This is a genomic window from Paraburkholderia aspalathi, assembly GCF_900116445.1.
Classification (GTDB): domain Bacteria; phylum Pseudomonadota; class Gammaproteobacteria; order Burkholderiales; family Burkholderiaceae; genus Paraburkholderia; species Paraburkholderia aspalathi.
Genome location: NZ_FPBH01000044.1, coordinates 37,594 through 63,337, shown reverse-complemented (window position 1 = coordinate 63,337; position 25,744 = coordinate 37,594). Strand labels below are relative to the sequence as shown.

The window sequence follows — 25,744 nt, the reverse complement described above, 5'->3', positions numbered from 1 at the left end:
AACGGCAAGCGCATCGAAGTCGAAACCGACGACGATTCGATCGGCGGTCACTTCCTGCATCTGCTGCACGGTGTGGAACCGTCGAAGGCATGGGTCGACGCGATGCATGTGTCGCTGAACCTGTATGCCGAGCATGAATTCAACGCGTCGACGTTCACGGGCCGGGTGATCGCCGGTACTGGTTCGGATATTTACTCGGCGATTACCGGTGCAATCGGTGCGCTGCGCGGCCCGAAGCACGGTGGCGCTAACGAAGTCGCATTCGAAATCCAGTCGCGCTATCAGACGCCGGATGAAGCCGAGGCCGATATCCGCAAGCGTGTCGAGAACAAGGAAGTGGTGATCGGTTTCGGTCACCCGGTGTACACGATCTCCGACCCGCGCAACAAGGTCATCAAGGAAATCGCGAAGAAGCTGTCGAAGGAAGCGGGCAACCTGAAGCTGTTCAATATCGCCGAGCGACTTGAAACAGTGATGGCAGATGTGAAAAAGATGTTTCCAAATCTCGACTGGTTCAGCGCGGTTTCGTATCACATGATGGGCGTGCCGACCGCGATGTTCACGCCGCTGTTTGTGATCGCACGCACCGCAGGCTGGAGCGCGCACATCATCGAGCAGCGGATCGACAACAAGATCATCCGTCCGAGTGCGAATTACACCGGTCCCGACGATCTGCCGTTCGTGCCGCTGGCCAAACGCGTCTAAGCGAGCAAGCGCAAAGCCGCAAGCGTTTCTCCTCCATTGCGTCTCGTGAGCGCGGCGTAATGAAGTTTGGGCCTTGGCTCGCTGGAACCCCCGAGCCAAGGCTGTTTTTTTGCGGAGCTTATTGCAGTGCCTGGTGCGACACGTTGTCCGGCGCATCAACAAAACACACGGCAAGCCGGCGCACCGCCGCAAGCTATAAACTACACAGACTGTCCGATTGATGCGCCAGCGAAGCGCCGACTGAAAGAGGGGCAGCGGATTGTGAAGCACGGCTGCCGCCATCGTCCCCGGATCATTTTTGTTTTGTCCCCTAAGCCATGAATACTGCCAACCGCAAACGCCTTCCCGGCACCCAACTGGATTTCTTCGACACGCGTGCCGCCGTCGATGCAATTCAACCCGGCGCCTATGACAAGCTGCCGTACACCTCGCGCGTGCTGGCCGAAAACCTCGTGCGCCGCTGCGATCCGGTGACGTTGACGGCGTCGCTCAAGCAGATTATCGAACGCAAGCGCGAGCTGGATTTTCCGTGGTTCCCGGCGCGCGTGGTGTGTCACGACATTCTCGGCCAGACCGCGTTGGTCGACCTCGCCGGTCTGCGCGATGCGATCGCGTTACAAGGCGGCGATCCTGCGATGGTCAACCCGGTTGTGCCGACGCAGCTCGTCGTGGATCACTCGCTCGCCGTCGAGTGCGGCGGTTTCGATCCGGATGCGTTCGCGAAGAACCGCGCCATTGAAGATCGCCGCAATGAAGACCGCTTCGACTTTATCAACTGGACCAAGCGCGCATTCAAGAACGTCGACGTGATTCCGCCGGGTAACGGCATCCTGCATCAGATCAACCTCGAGCGCATGAGTCCGGTGGTGCAGGTGAAAGACGGTGTGGCCTTCCCCGATACGCTGGTCGGCACCGACTCGCATACGCCGATGGTGGATGCGCTCGGTGTGATCGCGATCGGCGTGGGTGGTCTTGAAGCCGAGAGCGTGATGCTGGGTCGCGCGTCTTATATGCGGCTGCCGGATATCGTGGGTGTGGAGCTCACGGGCAAGCCGGCTGAGGGCATCACGGCGACCGACGTTGTGCTCTCGCTCACCGAATTTTTGCGCAAGGAAAAAGTGGTCGGCGCCTACCTCGAGTTCTACGGCGCAGGCACGGCCAACCTGACGCTCGGCGATCGCGCGACCATCGCCAACATGGCGCCCGAATTCGGCGCGACGGCGGCGATGTTCTACATCGATGAGCAGACCATCAAGTACCTCAAGCTCACCGGCCGCGACGACGAACTCGTCAAGCTGGTTGAGACCTACGCGAAAGAAACCGGCCTGTGGGGCGATACGCTGAAGCACGCTGAGTATGAGCGCGTGCTGACGTTCGATCTGTCTACCGTGGTGCGCACGCTGGCGGGGCCGTCGAATCCGCATCGTCGTTTGCCGGTTTCCGAACTGGCCGCGCGCGGCATCAGCGGCAAGGTGGAGAACGAGCCGGGTCTGATGCCGGACGGCGCGGTGATCATCGCTGCGATCACGAGCTGCACGAACACCAACAATCCGTGCAACATGATCGCCGCCGGTTTGCTGGCGCGTAACGCCAATCAACGTGGACTCACCCGCAAGCCGTGGGCGAAGACTTCGCTCGCGCCAGGGTCGAAGGCGGTCACGTTGTATCTGGAAGAAGCCGGCCTGCTGCCGGAACTGGAGCAACTGGGCTTCGGCGTGGTCGCGTATGCATGCACGTCGTGCAACGGCATGTCGGGTGCGTTGGATCCGGTGATCCAGAAGGAAATCGTCGATCGTGATCTGTATGCGACGGCGGTGCTGTCCGGTAACCGTAACTTCGACGGCCGTATCCATCCGTACGCGAAGCAGGCTTTCCTCGCTTCGCCGCCTCTCGTGGTGGCCTATGCGATTGCCGGCACGATCCGCTTCGACATTGAGAAGGATGTGCTGGGCGTCGACGCTGACGGCAACGAGATCAAGCTGAAAGACATCTGGCCGTCAGATGAAGAGATCGACGCGATCGTCGCTTCGAGCGTGAAGCCGGAGCAGTTCCGCAAGGTGTATGAGCCGATGTTCGCGGTCTCTGTCGATACCGGTGAGAAGGCTGATCCGTTGTACCACTGGCGTCCGATGAGCACGTATATCCGCCGTCCGCCGTATTGGGAGGGCGCGCTTGCTGGTGAGCGCACGCTTGCGGGCATGCGTCCGCTGGCTGTGCTGGGCGACAACATCACAACCGACCACCTGTCGCCGTCGAATGCGATTCTGGCGGATAGTGCATCCGGTGAGTACCTCGCCAAGATGGGCTTGCCTGAAGAGGACTTCAATTCGTACGCAACCCACCGTGGCGATCACCTGACCGCTCAGCGTGCGACCTTCGCGAATCCGACGCTGAAGAACGAGATGGTGCTGGAAGACGGCAAGGTGAAGGCAGGTTCGTTGGCGCGCATCGAGCCGGAGGGCAAGGTGACTCGCATGTGGGAGGCGATCGAAACCTACATGGAACGCAAGCAGCCGCTGATCGTGATTGCCGGGGCCGACTACGGGCAAGGTTCGTCGCGTGACTGGGCGGCGAAGGGCGTGCGTCTTGCCGGCGCGGAAGCGATTGTTGCGGAAGGGTTCGAGCGGATTCACCGCACGAATCTGGTCGGCATGGGCGTGCTGCCGCTGGAATTCAAACCTGGTGTGAATCGACTCACGCTCGCAATCGACGGCACTGAAACCTTCGACGTAATCGGCGAACGCAAACCGCGTGCCGACCTCACGCTCGTGATTAATCGCAAGAACGGTGAGCGCGTCGAGGTACCGGTGACGTGCCGCCTGGATACGGCGGAAGAGGTGTCGATCTATGAAGCCGGCGGCGTGTTGCAACGCTTCGCGCAGGACTTTCTTGAATCGACGAAGGCTGCGGCTTAAGGCTTTTGAGCTTCTCTCATCAGGACATTACTTTCATGGCTCACAAACCTCAGATCAAGATTCCGGCGACGTACATGCGCGGCGGCACCAGCAAAGGCGTGTTCTTCCGGCTGCAGGATTTGCCGGAGGCGGCCCAGGTGCAAGGCGCCGCGCGTGACGCACTGCTGATGCGTGTGATTGGCAGCCCGGACCCGTATGGCAAGCAGATCGACGGTATGGGCGGCGCGACTTCCAGCACGAGCAAGACGGTCATCATCGCGAAGAGCAGCAAGCCGGATCATGACGTGGACTATCTGTTCGGGCAGGTTTCCATCGATAAGGCTTTCGTCGATTGGAGCGGCAATTGCGGAAATCTCTCTGCTGCGGTGGGGCCGTTTGCGATTAGTGCGGGTCTTGTCGATGCGAGCCGGATTCCGCAGAACGGCGTGGCTGTTGTGCGTATCTGGCAGGCGAATATCGGCAAGACGATCATCGGCCAGGTGCCTATTACCGATGGCGCTGTGCAGGAAACTGGCGACTTTGAACTCGATGGCGTGACGTTTCCGGCTGCCGAAGTTCAGCTCGAATTCATGGACCCGGCTGCTGAAGAAGACGGCGCCGGCGGCGCGATGTTCCCGACGGGGAATCTGGTCGATGACCTCGAGGTGCCGGGTGTCGGCACGCTGAAGGCGACGATGATTAACGCCGGTATCCCGACCATTTTCGTGGACGCGGAAGCGATCGGTTATAAGGGCACCGAACTACAGGACGCGATCAATAGCGACGAGAAGGCGCTCGCGATGTTCGAAACCATTCGCGCGCATGGTGCTGTGCGTATGGGCCTGATCAAGAACATCGATGAGATCGCAACGCGGCAGCATACGCCGAAGGTTGCGTTTGTCGCCAAGCCTGCGGACTACGTGGCTTCCAGCGGCAAGCGTGTTGCTGCGAGCGATGTCGATCTGCTGGTGCGCGCGATGTCGATGGGCAAGCTGCATCACGCGATGATGGGGACGGCAGCGGTTGCGATTGGTACGGCTGCTGCGATTTCGGGAACCTTGGTGAATCTCGCCGCTGGCGGTGGGGCGCGCGAGGCGGTGAGATTCGGCCATCCGTCGGGGACGCTGCGAGTGGGCGCCGAGGCTAGAGAGGAAGGCGGGGAGTGGACGGTCACCAAAGCAATCATGAGCCGGAGTGCACGGGTGCTGATGGAGGGATGGGTGAGGGTGCCGGGGGAGTGAGGTAACGGTTGCCGGCCCGGCATCGCTGCAACTAAGTACTTGTATCGCTGATAGGCCTGGTCGGACGGTCCGCACCAGGCTATCCGGTCTCTTAGACCAGCACGCCACCGCCGTCCACGACGACGGTTTGTCCCGTGGAGTAGCGGTTGGTCATCAAATAGAGGTAGGTTTGCGCGAGGTCCTCTGCCTCGCCGACATACCCCACAGGCAGAGCCGCGTCACTTGCCGCGTAGAGTGCCTCGCGCTCTGATTCGGACAGATTGGCCCACAGCGGCGTGCGTACTAAACCGGGACTCACCAGGTTGACGCGAATGGGCGCCAACTCCACGGCGAGTGCCCGAGTCAAGCCTTCCATCGCGCTGCAGACACCGGCAAGCGCCACCCAACCCTTTTGTGGTCGCAAGCTGGCGATACCGCTGGTCAACACCACGGAGCCGCCGGGACGGAGATACGGCGCCGCATGTTTGACGGCGGCAATGGCGCCGAAGACTCGCACATCGAAAATCTGACGGACCGTCTCGAGGTCCATGTCGGCGAGCGCGCCGATTTGCAACGAATCTCCCGCGCTGTACACCAGATGGTCGAAAGGTCCGAGTTGTTGGAACAGTTCGCGCACAGCGGATTCATTACTCAGATCGACCGTGTATCCCTTGGCCCGATCGCCGAGCCCGGCGACGGCCTCGGCGACACGCTGACTGCGCGATGAAACCACCGTCACTGAGGCGCCGGCTGCGAGCGCGGCATGGGCCGTGGCAAGGCCGATTCCCGACGTGCCGCCCAGCAGGACGATGTGTTGATGCTGAAGGTTCGTGCTTGCGATAGTCATGGCGAGTCCTCGCTGTGGGTTGGGCGTGAAGCCAGGACCCGAGTATTATTCTTAAATTCAACTTGATAAACCCACTATCTCTTCGAACACTCCTTAATAGGACTTGCGAATGGACCGATTCAGCAGCATGGCGATATTTGCGAGGGTGGTCGAACGCGGCAGCTTCACTGCGGCGGCCGAAGGCAGCGGGATGACGCCCACGATGGTCGGCAACCATATCCGTGAGTTGGAGCGACGCCTCAAAGGCCGGCTGCTGAATCGCACCACGCGGCGCCAGAGCCTGACCGAACTCGGCAAGCGCTATCACGCACGATGCGTCGAAATTCTGGCGCTGGTGGACTCCGCCGAGCTCGACGCGCGGGAAATGCAGAGCAGTCCGCGTGGCCGATTGCGGGTGAGTTGCCCGGTTATCTATGGAACACGTGTGCTCGTGCCGGCGCTTGCTGCGTATCTCGACCGCTATCCCGAGGTCCAGGTTGAACTGTCCCTCAACGACCGCTTCGCCGATCTGGCGGAGGAAGGTTTCGATGCCGCGATCCGCGCCGGCGTGCTGCCGGATTCGGGCTTGATTGCGCGGCCGTTAACCCATTCACCGCGTATCGCCTGCGCGTCGCCGGACTATCTGGCTCGCCACCGGCATCCGCAGGTGCCCGCCGATCTGGCGCAGCACAACTGCCTGGCTTTTACTACAGCGACTGGTCCCGAACGTGAATGGCGTTTTCCACGACCTGACGGTAACGGCGTGGAGCGCATCGCCGTGCGTGGTCGTCTTGATGTCAATGGTGGTCTCGCGCTTCGTGAGGCCGCGCTCGCGGGACTGGGGATCATTCTCCAACCTCAGATGATGCTGCAGGAAGATCTGGATGCGGGTCGGCTCGTTCGTCTCTTTCCCGACTGGCCGGCGCCGACCTGGCCCATCCATGTGGTGCATCTGCCCGACGCGCACATGCCACCGAAGCTGGAAAGTTTCATCGCGTTTCTCCAGGAGACGTTGGGGCAGGGCGAGGAGCAGCAGAACTTTCGCGCCAGGTCAAAGCCGGTTGTATCTGCGCGGCGGGCGCGCGCCAAGTCGTCGTAGATGTCTGGACGAAAACCGTCTCAGTGCACGAATCGCTGAAGGACTGGGACGCGCCGCCTTACCGCTCAGTGGTTTTTTCGATCGCCTAGTTTGGTGCGACAACCGGTTGCTGTGCAGCGTCGGCTCTTAAAGCCGCGGCGTTTTCCGATGACGGGCTTTTGCGCTGCCGCGCGTCTGCGGTAACTATGGTTGCTCCTGCTCGCTGCGATACCTCCTCTGCAAGCAGGCTCGCTGCATGGCGTGCCGTGATGCGGCTTTGCGGAACACCCTTCGCATCGAGCGCAATCACCTTGTACAACTCGCGGTCGCATTCAAATTCCTGCTGATATTGCTCCGCCGTGTCCACCAGCAATTCAAGAAGCGTCTGACGACGCCGTCTTTCCTCTAGCGTGATGGAAGGATTCCTACATATCGAGGACGCAAGTGTGATCAAAGTATCCAGTTGAGCCAGGTGCCGGTCGCATAAATCGAAGGCAGACAGCGCAAGCTTTTCGTACTGGGTTGCGTCGACAGGCGGACGTGAAGCGGGTTGGTTTTTGTTGGACTTGCTCATGATGCGATCTCCCTGTTACTTCTCGGATCGCCCGACACTCGCTTGGGAAGGGGTGAGCGGGCACGTAATAGGGTTGACAGACCGGGGCAATAACAAACCGGCGAGCCTTGCGGCTCCCCTACCACGGCCCGCCCATTGAAATATAGACGTGCAGGGGTAGACGCACGACCCGCGTGAGCGGGTGTGCGGTTATTGCCACGGGCTGTCAAACCCGGCCGTTGGGTGTTTCCCGACGGCTTGGTAATTATAAGGGAGGTCACCGCGGTTGACTTCAACCTTATAGGCAAAATGTTTGATTTGGCCGAAAGGATAAGGCGGACTGGGGCGAGGAGGAGGGCGTTCGTGCCTTCCTCCGTCATCGGCGTCAAATACTTCGCAAGCAACGCGTCTCCCGCGCTATAGATCAGATGATCGAAATGTCCGAGTTGTTCGAACAGCTCGCGCACAGCGGATTCATTGCTCAATACTTCGATCGACCGTGCATCCCTTGGTGCGATCGCCGAGCATGCTTTCCACTCTTCAGATTGACATCGACTTTATCTCAAAAAATATTTGGTTGACCTGATCAGATTCAAACGTTTAGTTTACTGCTTCGGCGATCAGGTCAGTCACTGTGGAGTACTTTGTGAGTTCGACAGTTGAGTATGGGGACGAGCTTAAACGGGATGCAAAGAAGCTCGCAGGGGCTAGTGACCAGGCGAAATATTTCATCGAGGTGTTCGGGGCGGAAAGGATCAGCGATATTTCGGTGGTGTCATACCGTGCCGTCGAAAAAATGGGGCAGTCCTATCGCGTTGATATCGTCGCGGCTTGCCCGCAGAAGCTGACGCGCGATGTGATCCTGGGACATGAGGCGAAGTTCAGGCTCGTGCCCGACGATGGCGGCGAGCCGGTCGTGTACTGGGGGCGCATTACAGGCTTCGCACATACGAAGACGACAAAGGACCTCAGCAGCTACGAGCTTGTTCTCAAGGCGCACATCGGCTGCCTGAATCCCCACACGACGCAGACCTACCAGAACAGCAGTGCGCCCGAGATCATCGATGCGATCCTACGCCGCAACGAGCTGAAGGGGCATCAGTTCATTTTCAAGCTGCGTCGCCAATACCCGAGGCACCCGTTCAGGTTTCAGTACCAGCAGGGAGACTGGGATTTTGTCAACATGCTCATGCAGCAGGAGGGCATGTACAGTTACATCATCCAGGGCGAACACGGTGATGTCGTCATCTTTGGCGATGATATCGATCACTATGTGTATCAGCCCAAGCTCACGTCCCTGCATCGGCCCATCTCGGGGCTGATGACGGGCGAAGAATCCGTATCAGCGCTGCGCATGGATACCGAAATGGTGCCCATGGCGTATGTCGTCGCCGACTACAATCCTGACCAGGCTTGGGAGCGTATCAAGGCAGAAGCCAACGTCGCCCGAAGCGACAAAACGACTTACGGCCAGCCGTATATCTACGGCACGGGCCATCTTGACCAGTCCGGCGCACAGTGGGAAGCGCAGTTACGCCATGAGGCTGCGCTCGCCTGGCAAGTCGTCTACACCGGCGAGAGCAACCTGCGCGAACTGCGTCCCGGCCGCATCCTGACGACCGACGAAAATTTTCCGGATGCACCGCACGGTCAGGTCATCATCGAAATCACGCACTCGGGCGGGCGTGCCCAGCCCTATCGCAATACCTACAAGGCCATTCCTTCGGACCGGCGTTTCCGGTTAAAAATCGAAGATCACAAGTGGCCAAAAATCACGGGAACGCTGAGTGCCCGTGTCACGTCCCCGGGCAAGTACAAATATGCCTATCTGACACAGCAGGGCTATTACGTCGTTCGCTTCGACTGTGACTACGGCGAATGGCCTGCCGGCGGTGAGAGCGTGCCGCTGCGGCTTGCGAAACCATTCGCGGGCGGCTTGCAAACCGGCTTCCACTTTCCTGTAGTGGAAGGTACGGAAGCCGTCATCGAGTTCCGCGATGGCGATCCGAACAAGCCGTATATCAGCGCTTTCCATCACACGAACCACCAGGTCGATCTGATTACCAATCAGGATCGGCTGATGTCGCGCAATCGCATTTATACGCAGAGCGGCAACGAGTTCGACCTCGAAGATTGGGAAGGTGAGGAGCACGTCAGGCTCTCGACCGAGCATTCAGGCAAGAGCCAGTTGACCCTGGGCCATATCGTCAACGGCAAACGTCAGCACCGAGGCAGCGGTTTTGAACTGCGCACTGATCAGCACGGCGTGCTGCGTGCCGGTGGCGGGCTGATGCTGTGCAGCGATATGCAGCCACAGGCGGACGGCAAGCAGACCGACATGGCGGAAGCCATGACGCAGTTCCAGACACTACAGATCCAGGCTCAGAGCCTCGCTGATCAGGCGAACACGGCCAAGGCCGAGATTGCCGATCTGAAGGCCGAAAACGAATGGCTGAAGAACAGCGTGAACGAGTTGAAGGAGGCCGTCGTGCTGCTGTCCTCGCCGAAGGGCGTTGCTGTTTTGACGTCTGATCGCGTGTCGGTTAGTGCGGGCAAGGACGTGAATGTGACGACAGGATCGGGTTTCAACGTCAGCGCCTTGAAGAGCATCGTTATGGCGGCTGAAAGCGCACTCTCGCTCTTCGCGCATACGCTCGGAATAAAAATGCTTGCTGCGCGCGGAAAGGTCCAGATCCAGGCGCAAAGCGATGAGCTCGCCATGTCAGCGCTTAAGGATCTCACGATTACCAGCACGAACGGCAGGCTTGTGCTCTCGGCGAAGGAGGAGGTCTGGATTGGCGCGGGTGGCTCCTACCTGCGTATTACGCCGTGCAACATCACGAATGCCACACCTGGCGACTACATCGAGAAAGCGGTGTCCTGGCAGAGGAATTCGCCGGACTCGCAGTTGAGGAAGGAATCCCTGCCTTACACGACCGACCTGCCGGATACGGGCGCTCACGGTTCGCGGTTCTCTGGCTGACAATGTTGCGTCTTACTCCGGATTACTAACCACAACTAATACGACACGTTACAAGCATGGCCGCACAGACTCACCCGCATCCAGCGCCAGCTCCCACACCCACATCAGCGCCGCCCGGGCCGACTTCGGCGACTACGCCGCTAACGTGGCGCTACCCGTTTCCGGACAAGGACTACAAGGAGGTGACCAGCCCGCAGACCTTTTATCAGGCACTGGCCGGAATGGATGACGGCTTTTTCCCCCTTGGAGTCAACGGCTTTCCGCACGGCGGTATCCACTTGAACAACAGCGTCGGCATGTTCGGGACCAAGGACGGCGTGCGCTGCATTGCGGACGGGTACATCGTCGCTTACAAGATCGATGACGCGTATCCGCATCTGCAATTCAAGGACGGCAAATGGGCCATGTACTCGACCGGTTTCGTACTGGTACGCCATAGGTTGACGCTGCCACCTGCGCCCAACAGCACCGGCGTACAGCCCGCTGACGAATCACACGATATCTACAGTCTCTACATGCACACGGCGGACTGGGCAACCTACCTGGCCGATGAGAAACTGAAACGTCCGTGGTGGTGGCTGAACGTTGACGCGTTTCGGGTTCAGGGCAGGGATCGCCAGATGGCCGCGCCCAAGGACGGCACGACCGGGGCGGCAGGCGCATTTGTCTGGACGGAGCCGAAGGCTGGCAAGAAGCCAGGAAGCTTCACAGCGGGTGAGCGGGTTGGTTTCCTGCCTGAAGGCAGCGAGGTCATCATCAGCGAGACGCGTGGCCAGTGGGTGCACATCAAGCGCATCACTGCGGGTCATATGACCAGTCCGGTCAATGGCGGCTATTTCGGGGGTGAGGACGAGAATGTGCCGTGGAAAACCGAAACCAATAACGCAAAGGTCACGCCTGAGAACGACTGGGGCTGGCTCTACAAGCCGAACCTGAAGGGGATCAAGGAACCGGACCCGGTGGGTCAGGTGGTGATTCCGCCGGCACCGGTATTCGTCAAGGCCGGAACGCCGCTCGGGCAGATCGGTGAGTATCACGATTACGAGCGCGCGACGCCGCTGCCACCTGTACCGAAACGCCAGCTTTTGCACCTTGAAGTATTTGCCGACGATGGCTTCAGCGCGTTTCTCGACAAAAGCCGTGCGCGGGCGGCACAGTTCCTCCGCCCCGATCAGCTACCACTTCTCGTGATAAATGCCGGCGCGAAACTGGTGAAGGACGTCCTTCCGGCGGATCGCAAGCTGTGTGAGTGGCGTCCCCTGTACCGCGCCGACGTGACGCCGGATAGTCCGGCAAGCGGTCCCTGGATCAAGGTGCAGCCGCGATATCAGGACCCAACCACGACCCTGCTTATGCCCGAGGGGGCGCCTGTCTGGATTGAGCGGGAGAAACTTGCGACTGCAACGGCGACAACACCCGCCTGGACTCAGTTTCCGCTAAGCCTGCAAAAGGTGGCTGACCCGGCGAACGCGTTTACGCTCGTGTATTCACGCAGTCAACTCGATGGATTGAGTGCGCGGGAAAAGGCTGTGGATGATGCCAAGACGCAATGGTGGCGCGTGAAATTTGGCGACGCGGACGGGCATCCGGCTTCGGGCTGGGTCTGCGAAAAGAAGCATCCAGATACGCAGTGGCAGAGTCCGTGGGCGTGGCCTGGCTTTGAGAAGGTGGACGCGACGGGTATCGATCTCGCGGATGCCTTTAGGCGCAATCTGGTTCTCACCGGTTCTGCAGACTGGAAGGAGCAGACGGAATTCGAGCCGTCGGTCACAGCAGTCAATGGCAGTCCGCTGTTGCTGAAGCTGGAGCGGACGATTGCAAAGCTGGCGCCCCCGCCGAGCTATGGTGCCAGTAGCAAGCCCAAAGAGAATCCGGCCGGCAAGGTCACGGGCAAGGCCATGCAGGCCGCCATGCGTACGCCGTGGCTCGCGCAGGCATTGTCACGTGTGATCCTTCGCTACGAAAGCGAATGGGGCGGTGACATGTCGCGTTGGAACGCGATCACGCCGCTGATGCGGAATGCGAAAGATAACTGGCTGGTCGAGTTGCAGCGCATCCACAAGCTTCAATGGTGGAACGATGTGAAGGGCAAGGTTGCGGGGTTTCCTGTTAGTGCGACCGTGCATCACATTCATCCGATTGCGCTGGTTGCGAATTTCGCCACAAGACGAGGGCTGATTACTTTGGCAATGTTAAGAAAGATCTGGAAGAACGCCGCTGTGCCTGACGAGAGACTGCAAGGAATCGCCGATGAGATAAACGAGAATGCGGCACAGTATCGCCTTGATACCGAACAGCGGTTAACACATTTTTTCGCACAGGTTTTTCAGGAGGCTGGACCAGGATGCGCTCTTGAAGAAGACCTCCGTTACTACACCCCTCAGCGCCTGCATATTTTTGGATACTTTCAACGTCATCCTTCGGAAGCCCAACTCTACGGTTATCGCGCGCCGACGCCAGCAAATGCTGAAGCTATTGCCAATCGTGCATATGCTGGAAAAAATGGAAATAGTTCGGATGTAAATAGCGGCGAAGGCTGGAAATATCGGGGCAGAGGGCTGAAGCAGACTACCGGCCGAGGAAACTATAAGGCCTTCACTAATGGCTACGTGAAATACTGGACTTCCGATTATCAAAATTTTGAAGAAAATCCCGAGTTGCTGGCCACTACAAAATACGGGACGCGATCCGGCGTATATTATTGGATTTCGCACAAACTTTACGACATTGCTGATATAACAACTGAAGGGAATGCCAACTCGAAGGTTGATGCAATTACTGCTCAGATAAATAGAGGTACTGATAGCTACGGGCTTCGACGAGATAATTATCACAGAATCATGAAAGAAGGGGTATTTAAAGATATCGGAGCATGAAGGGCGTTCTTCGCATTCTTGCAAAGCTCAATGTAGCTGTTGCGTTGATATTTTTGTCGACTTCAGTATGCGCGGAGTATTCTTCTGATGCGCCGAGTATTAAAAGGCTGCGTATTGATTTCGTTTCCGCTCCCGATTGGATCGAAATACACAATGTCGAAGAGGTGCCCGAAAAGCTTGTGATTCAACTTGCGCGAGGGGGAGGCATATTTCCCATTGCCGCATTTAATCAAGACGGCCCTGCCTTTCCGGAGTTGGTTAGCATTTTTAAGAATAAAGTTGGCGAGAGGAAGATTCTTTTTGTAATTGTCAAGTGGCGATACTATTTATCTGGGGTTGGCACAGAAGGCGATTATTATGAGGTGCATGCGTATGAGGCTAAAGGAGGTGGGCGCGGGGAAATTATTTTCTCTGAAAACAGGAGGATATCGGATTTTTTCGGTTCCGGATTTGACGGAAAGCAGGAAGGTAAGGTGGTGCATTTTCGATTTAAGGATGCTGCGGCGATTCGAAAGAGTCTGAGTCGTTGTAAGGACTGGACAACCAGGGAGTGATCTATTTATCCGTCGTGGGTGCGCGTAATCCGTGAGTTCGCGGGCGTCGCGAAATTCGATTAAACTTCTGATGTTTTTGATTATGATTAATTTAATTAAATTTCTTCGGTTCTGCCTGGCTTTTGTTTTTTTGCAACCTGCTCTGGTTTGGGCAGGGGAGCAATATCCCGATGCGCTTTCAGCCGGCAATATACAGCCTGGTTGCAATCTAAAAATTGTCAGATATGGGTATGACCCATCAGATGTTAAAAAATATGGATTGAGCCTAAACTGGCAATGTGCAGACTCGAATCCCTCTATTGTTGATTCATATGCTGTGGATAATGTTTCTCCAGAAGTGGTTACGGTCTTCTATACGAAAAAACGGGACGTGGTCGTTCTTGTAAGGTGGAAAAATCAGACGCAGGATTCAGTAACAACACGCTATAAGGTGTTTGCCTATCGCTATGTTGGTGACATCTCCGACACGCCTTTCGTGCGGTTGGACCGCCTGTCGGAACGGTTCGGGGAAGGGTTTGACGGAATAGTAAACGGCAAACAGACCGAGTATCCATTTAAAACCGCAGCGGATATTCGAAAACGCCTTGCGGAATTTGGGGAGTAAATTCTCATATCGACATGCCCTGCTCAATCCTGAGTTTGAGCAGTGGCATTTCGTCCCCTTCACAGACACACCTTAGCGGTGGCCTCTTAGAGATTTACTCAACGCATCACAGTCTTTCCAAGGAACCTATCATCAGTGAATCAACGTTTTGATATCTGCGATGGCGACACAACCACGGCGGGCGGCCGAGTCTTCGCCGGTTCTCGCGCGGATCTCCTCAACGGTCGCGCGGTCGCATATGAAGGCGATCAGGTTTCATGTCCCAAATGCGACTCGATGGGCTGGATTCTATGCGTCGGCGAGCGTCTTCCGAACAGGGGGGCCAATGGCCGCGAGCAGGCGTTGAGCTATGACTGGTGCGTGTGCAAGTGCGATCCGAAACCGTTATTGATTCCCTCGCAGAACCGATCTGGGATGCGAGCATGACGGCGGTATGCATGGAAGGAAAACAACGACGGCTGAAAAGTGGATCGATTCAGATCAGTCAGTTAGCCAGGAACGAGTTACAAGCAGGAAAGTGGACTGGCAGCAGCAAAAAGCGTCGAGCACGTCGTCATTGACACGGTGTAATTGTCCGAAGCGCGCGCCAGGCAACGGATTGTCGTCAATTTTGACAAGACCGTCGAGTGTCGCTTATTGGATGAGCGCCGACCGACACGGTCGGCACAGCTTGACCCCAGCCGGCCATTGGCGCATCCAAGATGCATCGAACAATCGCGCTACGGCAAAGCGCCGACCGGCTTGCTGAACAGCATCAACGGCAAGACGGCCAGGATCCGGACCATCATTGCCGGAGGGTATCCGGGATGGCTGGGCAAGCCGTCTTCGGCCTCCACTTCCGAGCGTTTGAATCGGGTGCAGATCCGCATTTCCACCGGCGGCGCATCCGCTCCGAAAGGGGAGCGGAACGCTGACACCCAGGGCCGCTTGTCGTCAAAAGCCATGTACATCGGTGTTGCGCAGCAACTCGCGATCATCCGTCTGGTCTTCGAGGGGGCGGTCAGCCTCATCGCCTGGAGTCGGTCTGCGCCCCGCGTGCAGGCAATGCGATCGCGGCGGAACACCATGAACTCCGTGCCGCCGTCGACGCTGGACACTCGCCCTGAATTGGCGGATGCGGCGAGACGTTGGGCTGCGGTCTGGCAGTCGTCGCAGTAGCACGCATTGACCATCATGGGTTGACCCCAAGTGCTGATCTCGACCGCGCCACATTGGCAGTGCGCCACGTGTGCTGGATTTTTTGTGGCCATAGGCTCCACTCAGCGAGGTTTGACTATCTCACGCGACAGTTTAAAAGCAATACAGTTGGCAAGAGAGGACAAAGCCGGAAGTTACATGGAGACGAACGACCGAAACTGGCCGCAATGAGGCCAACGATGACCCGCTCAGGACGACCCTAAGCGGCCGTCCGACTCGATGCGAGCGCTATGGCAGCTTCCAAACTGGAACTACCAGGAGGTAGTTCAGGCGACGACCCTCTGCTCCCCGGCAGCCTGCTCGCGCATGCGACGGGCTTCGTCGCGCAGGAACTGCTGGTAATCGTCGAGATCACCGTCGAAGGGCTCGACGCCACCCTTGGTAACGAGCCAGAACTCGTCACAGACTGCGCGCAGCAGCGACCGGTCGTGACTGACCAGCAACACTGTGCCTTCGAATTCGTTGAGTGCCATGCCTAGCGCTTCGCGCGTGGCCAGGTCGAGGTGGTTGGTCGGCTCGTCGAGCAGCAGCAGGTTGGGACGTTGCCACACGATCATGCACAACACGAGCCGCGCCTTTTCGCCGCCGCTCATCGTGCCGACCGCCTGATGGACCATGTCACCACTGAAGTTGAAGGTGCCGAGGAAGGTGCGAAGCGATTGTTCGGTGCCGCTCTGGCCGGGGGCACGCAGGTGCGCCGGCGTGTCCTTCGCAAGGCGGATCATGTGTTCCAGCGGCGTGTCGAGGGGACGCAGCACGTCGAGTTCCTGCTGTGCGAAGTAGCCGATGTTCAGGCCTTTGCCTTCGCTGATTTCGCCGGCAATCGGCGCCAGCTCGTGCGCCACCGTCTTCACCAGCGTCGACTTGCCCTGACCGTTGGCACCGAGAATGCCGATGCGCTGCCCGGCCAGCACGGAGCGGTTGATGCCCCGCACGATGACCGTCGGCGGCGTGTCCGGCGCTGCGTCGGCCGGCGCGGGGTAGCCGAAGCTCGCGTCCAGCATCGACAATAGCGGGTTCGGGACGTTGAGCGGCTCCTTGAACTCGAAGGTGAACTCCGCGTCGGCAAGCACCGGTGCGATCTTCTCCATGCGTTCGAGCGCTTTGACCCGGCTCTGCGCCTGCTTCGCCTTCGAGGCCTTGGCCTTGAAACGGTCGATGAATTTCTGCAGATGGGCGATCTTGTCCGCCTGCCTCGCCATCGCGGCCTGCTGCAACAGCAGTTGCTCGGCGCGCATCTCTTCGAACTTGCTGTAGTTGCCGCCATAACGCACCAGCTTGGCGTTGTCGACGTGCACGGTCACCTGCGTCACCGCGTCGAGGAATTCGCGGTCGTGGCTGATCACAACCATGGTTCCCTCGTAGCGCTTGAGCCACGCTTCCAGCCAGACCAGCGCGTCGAGGTCGAGGTGATTGGTCGGTTCGTCGAGCAGCAGCAAGTCGGACGGACACATGAGCGCGCGCGCCAGCTGCAGTCGCATGCGCCAGCCGCCAGAGAAGCTGTTGACCGGCTGGCCAAGCTGCGCAGCACTGAAGCCCAGGCCTTGGATCAGCGCCTGGGCGCGTGCGGGAGCATCGTGTGCACCGGCGTCGTGCAGGGCCATGTAGGCGTGCGCCATGCGCATGCCATCGTCGCTGGCCTCAGCGGCGGTTACTTCGGCCTGCGCTGCCAGCAGGATGGTGTCACCCTCGATGACGAAGTCGGTCGCACTCTGCTCGGTCTCTGGCATCTCCTGCGCGACCTGGCCCATCTTCCACGCAGCGGGAATCGAGAACTCGCCACCGTCTTCGTGCAGCGTGCCGTTGAGAAGGCCGAAGAAGGATGACTTGCCGGCGCCATTGCGGCCGACAAGGCCAATCTTTTCGCCGGGGGTGAAGGTGACGGACGCGCGGTCGAGTACGACATTGACGCCACGGCGCAGCGTGACATTACGGACGGAAATCATAAGGAGCTACTTCGGAGAGGATAGGCATGATAGCCCACCAGACGTACAGGGCCGTTTCTTTTCTGGCCGAACGAGTGAAGAACCGCTTGCGCTTTGCGGCGCCCGCCGGCCGCAAAGCGAGGCGGGCACTGGCGCACCGGGCGATCCGGATGCGGGGCCAGACGGTGAGTGACGGCTCCTGGCCGAACTCAGCTGGACGACGAGCGGCTCAGATCGACACAGTCCTCTGAGTCAAATTTCTACAAACCGGCCATTCGCTCGTCGTGGCGTGCAATAAGGCTACTGTCCCAGCGAGAACGAACCGAAGCGGCAAATGGCAACACCTACGCCAATCGCAGGTCCCACAACACATCAAGTACGTGTTGCGTGGAACGCTCAACGTACCCCGCGCGATGTGCAATGCCGAGTCGACGCCACAACGCCGGGCGCAGCGGACGCATGACAATGCGCTTGTCGGGTAGGGGCGTGGTGGCCTCATGGGGCAACAGCGCTGCGCCGTAACCTGCCGCTACGAGACTCTTGATCGCGTCGTTGTAGTTGAGCTGAATGCGCGGCACAGGATGGTGCCCCCCGGCCGCGAACCACTCCGCGGTCAGACGCGAGAGACGTGTGGTCGCGTCATTGAGAATGAGAGGCTGGGCGGCGAGCCATTCAGGCGTGACGCGGGCCGGGCACCGCCAATGCGCCGGCACGAAGGCCAACACGGGGTCGCGGCGCCAAGGCTTTATCACGAGTCCAGCCACCGGGGGCTGAGGCAGTGCGACCAGCCCGACATCCAGCGTTCCATCCGCCAGTCGGGACAGTGTTTCGTGCGACGTGAGTACTGCAATCTGAATGTCGATAGCGGGATGGTGTTGGCGCAGCACCTCAAGCGCTTGCGGCAACAGGTGCGCGATCGCGCCAGTCGACGCACCGAGCCGCGCGCGCCCTTCGAGCCCCTGCACCTGGCGTTGAATATCGTCTAACGCCTGCTCCGCATCGGCCAGCAGTCGACGCGCGCGCTCCACCAGCACCTCTCCTATCGCCGACGGCCGGACATGTCCGCGCTTGCGTGACAGGAGGGGAGCCCCAATTCGTTCTTCGAGTTCAGCGATGTGGAGGCTGACCGTTGGCGGCGCCAGGTTCAATGCACGCGCCGCATCGGCAAATGAGCCACGGTCGGTAATGGCGACCAGAGTGCGCAAGCGGTCCAGGCTGATCTCTCTCATGTCGGCGTCCAGATTCAGAAAAACTGAATATTCACGTTATGAAATTCAACTTTCTCTATTCTAGCCGTCCATGGAACATAGGGGCTCGTTCTACCTGTTACAACCTATATTCAGCGGAGTATTCCAACTATGAGCTCTCCCGTTGTTTTCATCGACGGCGACCAAGGCACCACCGGGTTGCAGATCCATGAACGGCTGCGCGACCGGACCGATCTGAAACTGGTCACGCTTCCCGCGGCAGAACGCAAAGATCCGCGGCGTCGCGCAGAGGCTATCAACGCCTGCGACATCGCCATCCTCTGTCTGCCCGACGCTGCTGCGCGCGAGGCAGTGGACGCCATTGTTAATCCCGCCGTCAGAGTTATCGACGCAAGTTCCGCTCATCGCACGCAGCCAGACTGGACATACGGCTTTCCGGAAATGACGCAGGGACAGGCTGAGCGCATTGTGAGCGCACGTCGGGTCACCAATCCCGGTTGCTATCCGACCGGTGCCATTGGCTTGCTGCGTCCGCTGTCGCAGGCTGGGCTCATACCAGGCAACTACCCTGTCAACATTCATGCTGTGTCCGGCTACTCCGGACGGGGGCGTGCCGGCGTGGAGGAGCATGAGGGGCAGGGTGCTGCCAACGCGCCTTCATACCAGGTATATGGTCTAGAACTCGCGCACAAGCACACCCCGGAGATCCAGCAGCACGCCGGGCTCGCGCAGCGCCCCATCTTCGTCCCTGCGTATGGCGCATTCCGCCAGGGCATCGTACTGACGGTGCCCTTGGAGTTGCGGCTGCTGGCACCCGATGTGGATGGCGCCACGCTACACGCATGCCTCGCACGCCACTATGCCGAGGCGGCCCACGTACGTGTCTTGCCGCTGCACGAATCGTCCGTCTTGAAGCACCTGGATCCGCAAGTGCTGAACGGTACGAACGACATGCGCTTAAGCGTGTTTCCTAACGTGGAACATGGGCACGTCTTGCTGTCCGCGGTTTTCGATAATCTTGGCAAGGGCGCATCCGGTGCTGCGGTTCAGAACTTGAACCTGATGCTTACGCGGCATTAGTGGTCGATGGGCATTTGAAAGGTCTGCTTCTACCCGGTCGCTGCCTCATGTAAACGGCGTGCAACGCCCGAGTCTAGCAAGGTAGCGATCGGCAGCACGTGGCCCTAACCGGCCCTGGCGGTTCGCCGAAAGCAGCCGTTCGAACGCATTGTTGTCCTATCCTATAGACATTCCACAAACCATCCGTGACCACCCGATGCGCTTCGAAGATTTTCTCAAAAGGTGGAGAGACAATCCTTCCACAACATCCCAGATCACGCTTCTCATGCGAATCGCGGCCGCGGTCCGAGATTCTCCAGATTGCACCGGCGCCGTGGTCGTCGGTTCATTTGCAAAAGGGACGGCAGATCGCCTCTCTGATATCGACCTCGTTGCCTTTTGCTCTGGAGGAGCCGGGCATTCACTGTTCCAAACGATACAGCAGCAGATCGCCCCAACGAACGTATTCATCACGTTTAATGGCGCGCATGATCCGGACAGTCCATTCCAAAAGCTTATCTTCAACGACTTAACTTCTATCGAGTTTCACGTCATCTCGCCTGATACCGAGCTCACCCTGGAGCAGCCTTTTGTCGAGATAGTCAATCGGGATCGTTGTCTTGAGTCGAGGACGTCGTCGAGGCCCGCACCGACTGAGCAGGACCTGACCGTCTTTCGCTATGGTGACCGGTTCCTGGCATGGGAACTCTTCAGCTGCTTGAAGTGGCTATGGCGCGGCGACTTTCAAAAAGCAAAGCGCTATCTGATCAAGCTAGGAAGAGCTATTGAGGCGTCGGAAGAACGAGGTGGAACAGCCCACCACCCTGGTTGACCCGAAACGATCTTCCTTGGACCTCCAAAGAGGGCGCCCAATGCGTGCGCCGAATAAATCGAGAGCGCGCTCAACGCTGGCGTGTCGTTTACTCAACAGTCACGGACTTCGCAAGATTCCTCGGCTTGTCGATATCCGTGCCGCGCGCGAGCGCCGTGTGAAAAGCGAGCAGTTGCATTGGGATCGTGTGCAGGATGGGTGAGAGCAAGCCGTAGTATTCGGTAAGCCGGATCACCTCGATATCGGGACTCGGCGAAAGCCCGCAATCGATATCGGCGAAAACGAAAAGCTTGCCGTTACGCGCATTCACTTCATGCATATTTGATTTCAGCTTTTCGAGCAGGCGATCGTTCGGCGCGACGGCGACCACAGGCATCTGGTCGCTGATCAGTGCCAGCGGCCCATGCTTCAATTCGCCCGCCGCGTATCCTTCAGCGTGAATGTATGAGATCTCTTTCATCTTCAACGCGCCTTCGAGTGCAACCGGATAGTGCATGCCGCGCCCGAGAAACAGAATGTTTTCCTTGCGAGTGAGAATCTCGGACCACGCCATGATGTGCGGTTCGAGCGCGAGCACTTTGCTCATCGCATCAGGCAGATGACGCAGCGCACGCAGATGGGTTCTTTCGTCGTCCTCGGACAGACGGCCGCGCACTTGCGCCAACGTCAGCGCCAGCATGAAGAGCGCGACAAGCTGCGTCGTGAACGCCTTGGTCGACGCAACGCCAATCTCGATGCCGGCGCGCGTGATGAAATTCAATGCACATTCGCGGACCAGCGCACTGGTCGGCACATTGCAGATTGCGAGCGTCTTCAGCATGCCACGCTGTTTCGCGACGTGAATGGCGCCGAGTACATCCGCTGTTTCGCCGCTTTGCGATACCGCCACCACTAGCGTGTTCGGATTGGCGACGCTTTCGCGGTATCGGTACTCGCTTGCAATCTCGACGTTGACGGGCAATTGCGCGAGGCTCTCGATCCAGTATTTAGCCGTCAGCGCCGCATGAAAACTGCCGCCGCACGCGAGCAGTACGACCGAGTCGACTGAATTCAGCACGCGCCAGGCGTTGTCGCCGAAGAGTTCCGGCATGATTGACGACACGTCCTGCAAGGTGTCCGCGACCGCGCGTGGCTGCTCGAAAATCTCTTTCTGCATGTAGTAGCGGTACAAGCCTAGGTCGGCCGCGCCGCTGTGCGCGGCAACTGTGTGAACGGGACGTTCGATGCGTCGCCCGGCAGCGTCCACGATCCAGTGGCGATGAAGCTGGACGTCCACGACGTCGCCGTTTTCGAGGTACGCGATCTTATCCGTCACCCCCGACAGCGCAATCGCGTCAGACGCGAGGAAGTTCTCGCCTTCACCGATGCCGATCACAAGCGGCATGCCATCGCGCGCACCCACCAACCGATGCGGCTCGTCACGGCAAATCACCGCAATGGCGTAGCTGCCGCGCAGCCGTGCGACTGTTTCACGTACCGCGTCGAACAGATCGCCGTCGTACAGATAGTCGATCAGATGCGCGATGACTTCGCTATCGGTCTGGCTCGAAAATACATAACCGTGATCCCGAAGCGTCTCGCGCAATTCCTCATAGTTCTCGATGATCCCGTTGTGAGAGAGCGCGATTCGCGGTGACTCGGCATTGGGCGAGAAGTGCGGATGGGCGTTGGTCGTGACGGGCTTGCCATGCGTTGCCCACCGCGTGTGTGCAATGCCGGTATAGCCGGACAGGCCGCGATCGGATATCTCCTGTTGCAGGGTGGCGACGCGGTCTACGCTGCGTGCGCGCACGAGCTCCCGGTCCTGATAGAGCGCTACGCCACACGAGTCGTAGCCGCGATATTCGAGTCGCTTCAGGCCGTTGACGAGATCAGGCAGGATGTTTCGTTGGGCGACCGCACCGACAATTCCACACATCACTTTTCTCCGCAAAGGGTTCACAGGGAACCGATGCTGCGATAGTAAGGGTGGTCATATGAAAGTAAATTTCATAATTCATCATAAAATAGAATTTTGAATCGGTGATGAAGTGTGGTGAAATTTAATTTCACTCTTTACTCGCTGCGAGGTCCGCGTGCCCGGCATCACACTTGACGAGCTTGACCTGCGCATTCTTGGCATTCTGCAAACCAATTGCTCGCTGTCGAATATCGAACTCGCGGAACGCGCGCATACGTCCCCGCCGACGTGTCTGCGTCGCGTGAACCGGCTTCGGGAGAGCGGCGTGATCAAGCGCGAGATTGCGATCCTCGATCACGCGAAGCTCGGCCCGACGCTGACCGCGATCATCGAGGTGAGTCTCGACCGGCAAACGGCGGAAGACCATCAGCGTTTCGAGTCGTATATCTGTGCGGAACCGGCCGTCACGCAGTGTTATCGCGTGTCGCCAGGGCCGGACTTCGTCGTGGTCGCAGATGTCATGGACATGGCTGCTTACGATGAGCTTGCTCGCCGTCTGTTCACGAGCTCATCGAACATTCGCAACGTCCGCACGTTTTTCTCGACGCATTGCGCTAAGTTCGAGGCGAACGCGCCCGTACGATCGCGCGGAGTCGGTTCAGACTGAAGTCAGTTAGACCCGACGCTCTCTGTCAACTATCTGAGAGCCGTGATTGAACGCCGGCTCCTGACCGGACAGTGCCCGGTCTCAGTGCACCGGTTCAATCTTGAAGTCGTCGACCGCTACACCAAGGTCCACGCCTTCACCGCTGCCGCTCAACGCCATCGACGTGGTTCCCTTGGTCAGCACCTGCGCAGTACCGCTCTTCCCCGCGCCGGCCGAAGCGCCGGCCTGCGCGTAACTGCCGAACACATCCTTGATGCTGTAGACATGGGTGATTTCGCCGCGGCCGCTGACGTGGAACTTGCCGGCGGTCAGGCCGCCGCCGTGCACGCTGATGGTGACAGCGGCCTTTTGTCCATTACTGCAGCTTACTTTGCCGCGTCCTTCGGCATGCTGATAAATCGCCGACCATCCGGACATGCTGTAGGTCAGATGGCATTTCACTGACGCGCTGCCTGCCTGAGCAGGGGTGGCGGTCAGACCCGTCAGGGCAACCGCGCACAGTAAGGTGGTGGTAATCGATACGAGGGCGTGCTTGCTCATAGAAGTCTCCTTGCACCTGAACATGGGTTATCCAGTGTAACCGTCATTTGCAGTGGGTCGGGTGACGGCCGCGAAAATGTCCATGCGACTGTGCGGGAGAATGCCGGTTCATGGCCAACCCGGTTCCGTGCCGAATTTCCGTGAACGACCCGCAACCGCCTGTCGAATCACCGTGACGAATGTCCGTAAGAGGGCTTCAAACTGGACCCTCGATCGACGGCAAGTATTCTCCGTTGTCTGGACCCGGCAATGCGTCGATCTCCGCGCGAAGCGCAGCAACGACGCCAGTCCAATCGTCTCGCGTCGTTTGTCGAAACAACCGCGCCTTTGCGTACCACGGACTATCGCTTCGGTCGAGTTGCCATCTCCAGTCCGGCATGAACGGCAAAGCAATCCATACCGGCTTCCCAAGCGCCCCAGCCAAATGCGCCACGGCTGTGTCGACGCTGATGACGAGGTCGAGGCGAGCGATCAGCGCAGCAGTCTCAGCGAACGTAGTGAGCCGCCCGGAAACATCACGCAGCACCCCGCGCTGCTCAAGTTGCGCGAGGCACGCGCGATCACTGTCGCGTACATCCGGTTGCAACGCGAAGAAATCCGCGTTTGCATCGAACACCGGCTTCAGTTGCTCAAGCGAAATGGACCGATTGTGATCGTTCAGATGCGTACGGCTTCCCGACCACACGATCCCAACGCTCGGCCGTCGAACGGAGCCTGTAAAAAGATCGTCCCATTGAGGGGCAAGCGCACCGTCTGCCTGCACATATGGACCGGATAGCGCGAGATCGGGTGCACGAACCTTGAGCGCAAACGGCAGACTCAGGGTTGGAATGTGATAGTCGAAATGTGGCACTTGCGATCTCTCACCGATGACTTCCGCCGCACCCCGATAATTTTGGAGGAGCGGCAACAGGGCATCCTGAACACGCAACACGACGTGAGCGCCAGCTGCACTGAGCCGATCCACAAAGCGCACGAATTGCAGCGTGTCGCCGAACCCCTGCTCATGATGAACGAGCACTGTCTTGCCATCTATCGGTTGGGTGCCGGTCCATAGGGTGTTCTGCGGAAAACCGTGGCTGCAGGTGCCATCACGCCAACGCCATTCGTATTCGCGCCAGCCGTGTTCGAATTCGCCGAGCAGCAAATTCGTCTGAGCTCGATTGGTGCGTGCGCCGGCGTCGTTCGGATCGATCGAGAGCGCCTTCTTGAATTGAAGCAGTGCCTCATCAAAGCGCCCGAGATCTCGCAACGCGACCCCGAGATTAACGTATGCGCGTACGAACCGCGGCTTGAGCGTGATCGCCTGCTGATAGGCATCCAGTTCGTCCTCATAGCGGGCCATCGTGCCGAGCAGCGTGCCACGGTTGTAATGCGCTTCGGCTGATTGTGGCTGGATCTTGCACAGATGCACCAACGCCTCGAGTGCCCGCTGCAATTCGCCAAGCTGTATCAGCGACATTGCGACACCATACAACGAGGCAGCATGGTGCGGAAACTGCGTCAGGCAGCGCTCGAACAGCGCTATCGCAGCATCGTGACGCTGCGCCAACTGACACACCTGTGCGGCGAAGTTCAGTTGATCCATAGACATTGACACGTGCGCCGATGCCTGCACCAGGTACTCCGCTGCGCGTGCATGATCGCCCTGGTTGGCGGCGATATAACCGAGACCTGAAAGGGCTTCGCCGTGGTCGGGGACGCTCGCCAGAATGCCGCGCAGCAGACCTGCGGCATCGTCGAGCCGACCGGCCTGGAGGTTCTCCTGCGCGGCGGCGAGAGCGTGTTCAATATCGTGATTCATGGCGCTGAAGGCTGGAGCAAAGTGCGATCTGTCGCGGGATTCGAAACGACTTATTGTACGGGATCGCGTATAGCGAGTCGCCAGAGCGAGCCGGCCAATTGCTGACGGCAATGGACGGGCGGTGAAGGAAGGGGAAAAGAGCTGAGCGTTGAGGTTTTCGCCGCGGCGGCGAACTTACGCTTCATTACCGCGGTAGAAATGAGGTGTCCTGCGCTGTGTTTCGAGTATGTGCAGACCATGAAAGTCATGGAGCGTAAGGCAGCGAAACCGATGGAAACACCTATCCGGGGCTGTAATCGCTATGCTCTGAGTCATCTCC

At 58.8% G+C, this 25,744-nt stretch carries 20 protein-coding genes; 12 read left to right on the top strand and 8 right to left on the bottom strand.

Going from position 1 to position 25,744, the window contains the following annotated elements; genetic code table 11:
- From BM438_RS40120 to prpF, 3 genes are all read left to right on the top strand, one after another.
- Positions 1–705, top strand: a 705-nt coding sequence (locus tag BM438_RS40120) for a citrate/2-methylcitrate synthase (RefSeq protein WP_279630582.1), incomplete at its 5' end; no start/stop codon positions are given.
- A gap of 317 nt (positions 706–1,022) precedes the next feature.
- Positions 1,023–3,620, top strand: coding sequence for a Fe/S-dependent 2-methylisocitrate dehydratase AcnD (gene acnD / locus BM438_RS40115; protein WP_093646199.1), 2,598 nt, complete (start codon positions 1,023–1,025; stop codon positions 3,618–3,620).
- Positions 3,621–3,655: 35 nt separating this feature from the next.
- Entirely contained in the window at positions 3,656–4,840 is a 1,185-nt protein-coding gene (gene prpF / locus BM438_RS40110; protein ID WP_093646196.1) for a 2-methylaconitate cis-trans isomerase PrpF, read from the top strand.
- Positions 4,841–4,931: 91 nt separating this feature from the next.
- On the opposite strand, the gene BM438_RS40105 is transcribed toward prpF, so the two are convergent.
- The gene (locus tag BM438_RS40105) at positions 4,932–5,666 is read right to left on the bottom strand and encodes an SDR family oxidoreductase (RefSeq protein ID WP_093646194.1); all 735 of its coding nucleotides are present in this window, start codon (positions 5,664–5,666) and stop codon (positions 4,932–4,934) included.
- A gap of 109 nt (positions 5,667–5,775) precedes the next feature.
- Between BM438_RS40105 and BM438_RS40100 the strand changes: the two genes are divergently transcribed.
- Entirely contained in the window at positions 5,776–6,744 is a 969-nt protein-coding gene (locus BM438_RS40100) for a LysR family transcriptional regulator (protein WP_200619135.1), read from the top strand.
- Between the two features lie 85 nt (positions 6,745–6,829).
- On the opposite strand, the gene BM438_RS40095 is transcribed toward BM438_RS40100, so the two are convergent.
- Entirely contained in the window at positions 6,830–7,297 is a 468-nt protein-coding gene (locus tag BM438_RS40095) for a hypothetical protein (protein WP_093646191.1), read from the bottom strand.
- 625 nt (positions 7,298–7,922) lie between these two features.
- Here BM438_RS40095 and BM438_RS40090 point away from each other — a divergent pair.
- The 5 genes from BM438_RS40090 to BM438_RS40075 all read left to right on the top strand — a co-directional run bounded on the left by BM438_RS40090 (position 7,923) and on the right by BM438_RS40075 (position 14,719).
- The gene (locus tag BM438_RS40090) at positions 7,923–10,259 is read left to right on the top strand and encodes a type VI secretion system Vgr family protein (protein WP_093646188.1); all 2,337 of its coding nucleotides are present in this window, start codon (positions 7,923–7,925) and stop codon (positions 10,257–10,259) included.
- 56 nt (positions 10,260–10,315) lie between these two features.
- The gene (locus tag BM438_RS46500) at positions 10,316–13,135 is read left to right on the top strand and encodes a glycoside hydrolase family 19 protein (RefSeq protein ID WP_244179569.1); all 2,820 of its coding nucleotides are present in this window, start codon (positions 10,316–10,318) and stop codon (positions 13,133–13,135) included.
- Entirely contained in the window at positions 13,132–13,689 is a 558-nt protein-coding gene (locus BM438_RS40080) for a hypothetical protein (protein ID WP_093646184.1), read from the top strand. The genes BM438_RS46500 and BM438_RS40080 overlap by 4 nt, the downstream gene beginning before the upstream one ends.
- Before the next feature lie 70 nt (positions 13,690–13,759).
- Positions 13,760–14,293, top strand: coding sequence for a hypothetical protein (locus BM438_RS45110; RefSeq protein ID WP_143131840.1), 534 nt, complete (start codon positions 13,760–13,762; stop codon positions 14,291–14,293).
- A 135-nt stretch (positions 14,294–14,428) separates the two neighbouring features.
- Entirely contained in the window at positions 14,429–14,719 is a 291-nt protein-coding gene (locus BM438_RS40075) for a PAAR domain-containing protein (RefSeq protein ID WP_093646182.1), read from the top strand.
- Between the two features lie 293 nt (positions 14,720–15,012).
- Here the strand turns inward: BM438_RS40075 and BM438_RS47125 are convergent, their stop codons facing one another.
- The 3 genes from BM438_RS47125 to BM438_RS40055 all read right to left on the bottom strand — a co-directional run bounded on the left by BM438_RS47125 (position 15,013) and on the right by BM438_RS40055 (position 18,644).
- Positions 15,013–15,465, bottom strand: a complete 453-nt coding sequence (locus tag BM438_RS47125) for a GFA family protein (RefSeq protein WP_372450158.1) — start codon at positions 15,463–15,465, stop codon at positions 15,013–15,015.
- A 291-nt stretch (positions 15,466–15,756) separates the two neighbouring features.
- Positions 15,757–17,436 carry an ABC-F family ATP-binding cassette domain-containing protein gene (locus BM438_RS40065; protein WP_093646178.1) on the bottom strand — a complete coding sequence of 560 codons (1,680 nt, stop codon included), beginning with the start codon at positions 17,434–17,436 and terminating at the stop codon, positions 15,757–15,759.
- A gap of 323 nt (positions 17,437–17,759) precedes the next feature.
- On the bottom strand, positions 17,760–18,644 hold the full coding sequence (locus tag BM438_RS40055; protein WP_093646172.1) for a LysR family transcriptional regulator: 885 nt from the start codon (positions 18,642–18,644) through the stop codon (positions 17,760–17,762).
- A 129-nt stretch (positions 18,645–18,773) separates the two neighbouring features.
- Here BM438_RS40055 and argC point away from each other — a divergent pair, with 129 nt between their 5' ends.
- Together argC and BM438_RS40045 are read left to right on the top strand one after the other, a co-directional pair.
- Complete coding sequence (gene argC, locus BM438_RS40050) at positions 18,774–19,703, top strand: N-acetyl-gamma-glutamyl-phosphate reductase (RefSeq protein WP_093646170.1); 930 nt, start codon at positions 18,774–18,776, stop codon at positions 19,701–19,703.
- Positions 19,704–19,854: 151 nt separating this feature from the next.
- Positions 19,855–20,514, top strand: a complete 660-nt coding sequence (locus tag BM438_RS40045) for a nucleotidyltransferase domain-containing protein (RefSeq protein WP_143131838.1) — start codon at positions 19,855–19,857, stop codon at positions 20,512–20,514.
- Between the two features lie 88 nt (positions 20,515–20,602).
- On the opposite strand, the gene glmS is transcribed toward BM438_RS40045, so the two are convergent.
- Positions 20,603–22,432, bottom strand: coding sequence for a glutamine--fructose-6-phosphate transaminase (isomerizing) (gene glmS / locus BM438_RS40040; protein ID WP_093646165.1), 1,830 nt, complete (start codon positions 22,430–22,432; stop codon positions 20,603–20,605).
- A 157-nt stretch (positions 22,433–22,589) separates the two neighbouring features.
- Between glmS and BM438_RS40035 the strand changes: the two genes are divergently transcribed.
- Positions 22,590–23,081 carry an Lrp/AsnC family transcriptional regulator gene (locus BM438_RS40035; RefSeq protein ID WP_093646162.1) on the top strand — a complete coding sequence of 164 codons (492 nt, stop codon included), beginning with the start codon at positions 22,590–22,592 and terminating at the stop codon, positions 23,079–23,081.
- Positions 23,082–23,162: 81 nt separating this feature from the next.
- On the opposite strand, the gene BM438_RS40030 is transcribed toward BM438_RS40035, so the two are convergent.
- Positions 23,163–23,621, bottom strand: a complete 459-nt coding sequence (locus tag BM438_RS40030) for a hypothetical protein (RefSeq protein WP_093646159.1) — start codon at positions 23,619–23,621, stop codon at positions 23,163–23,165.
- Positions 23,622–23,817: 196 nt separating this feature from the next.
- Positions 23,818–25,425 carry a tetratricopeptide repeat protein gene (locus tag BM438_RS40025; RefSeq protein WP_093646157.1) on the bottom strand — a complete coding sequence of 536 codons (1,608 nt, stop codon included), beginning with the start codon at positions 25,423–25,425 and terminating at the stop codon, positions 23,818–23,820.
- Positions 25,426–25,744 lie beyond the last annotated feature (319 nt).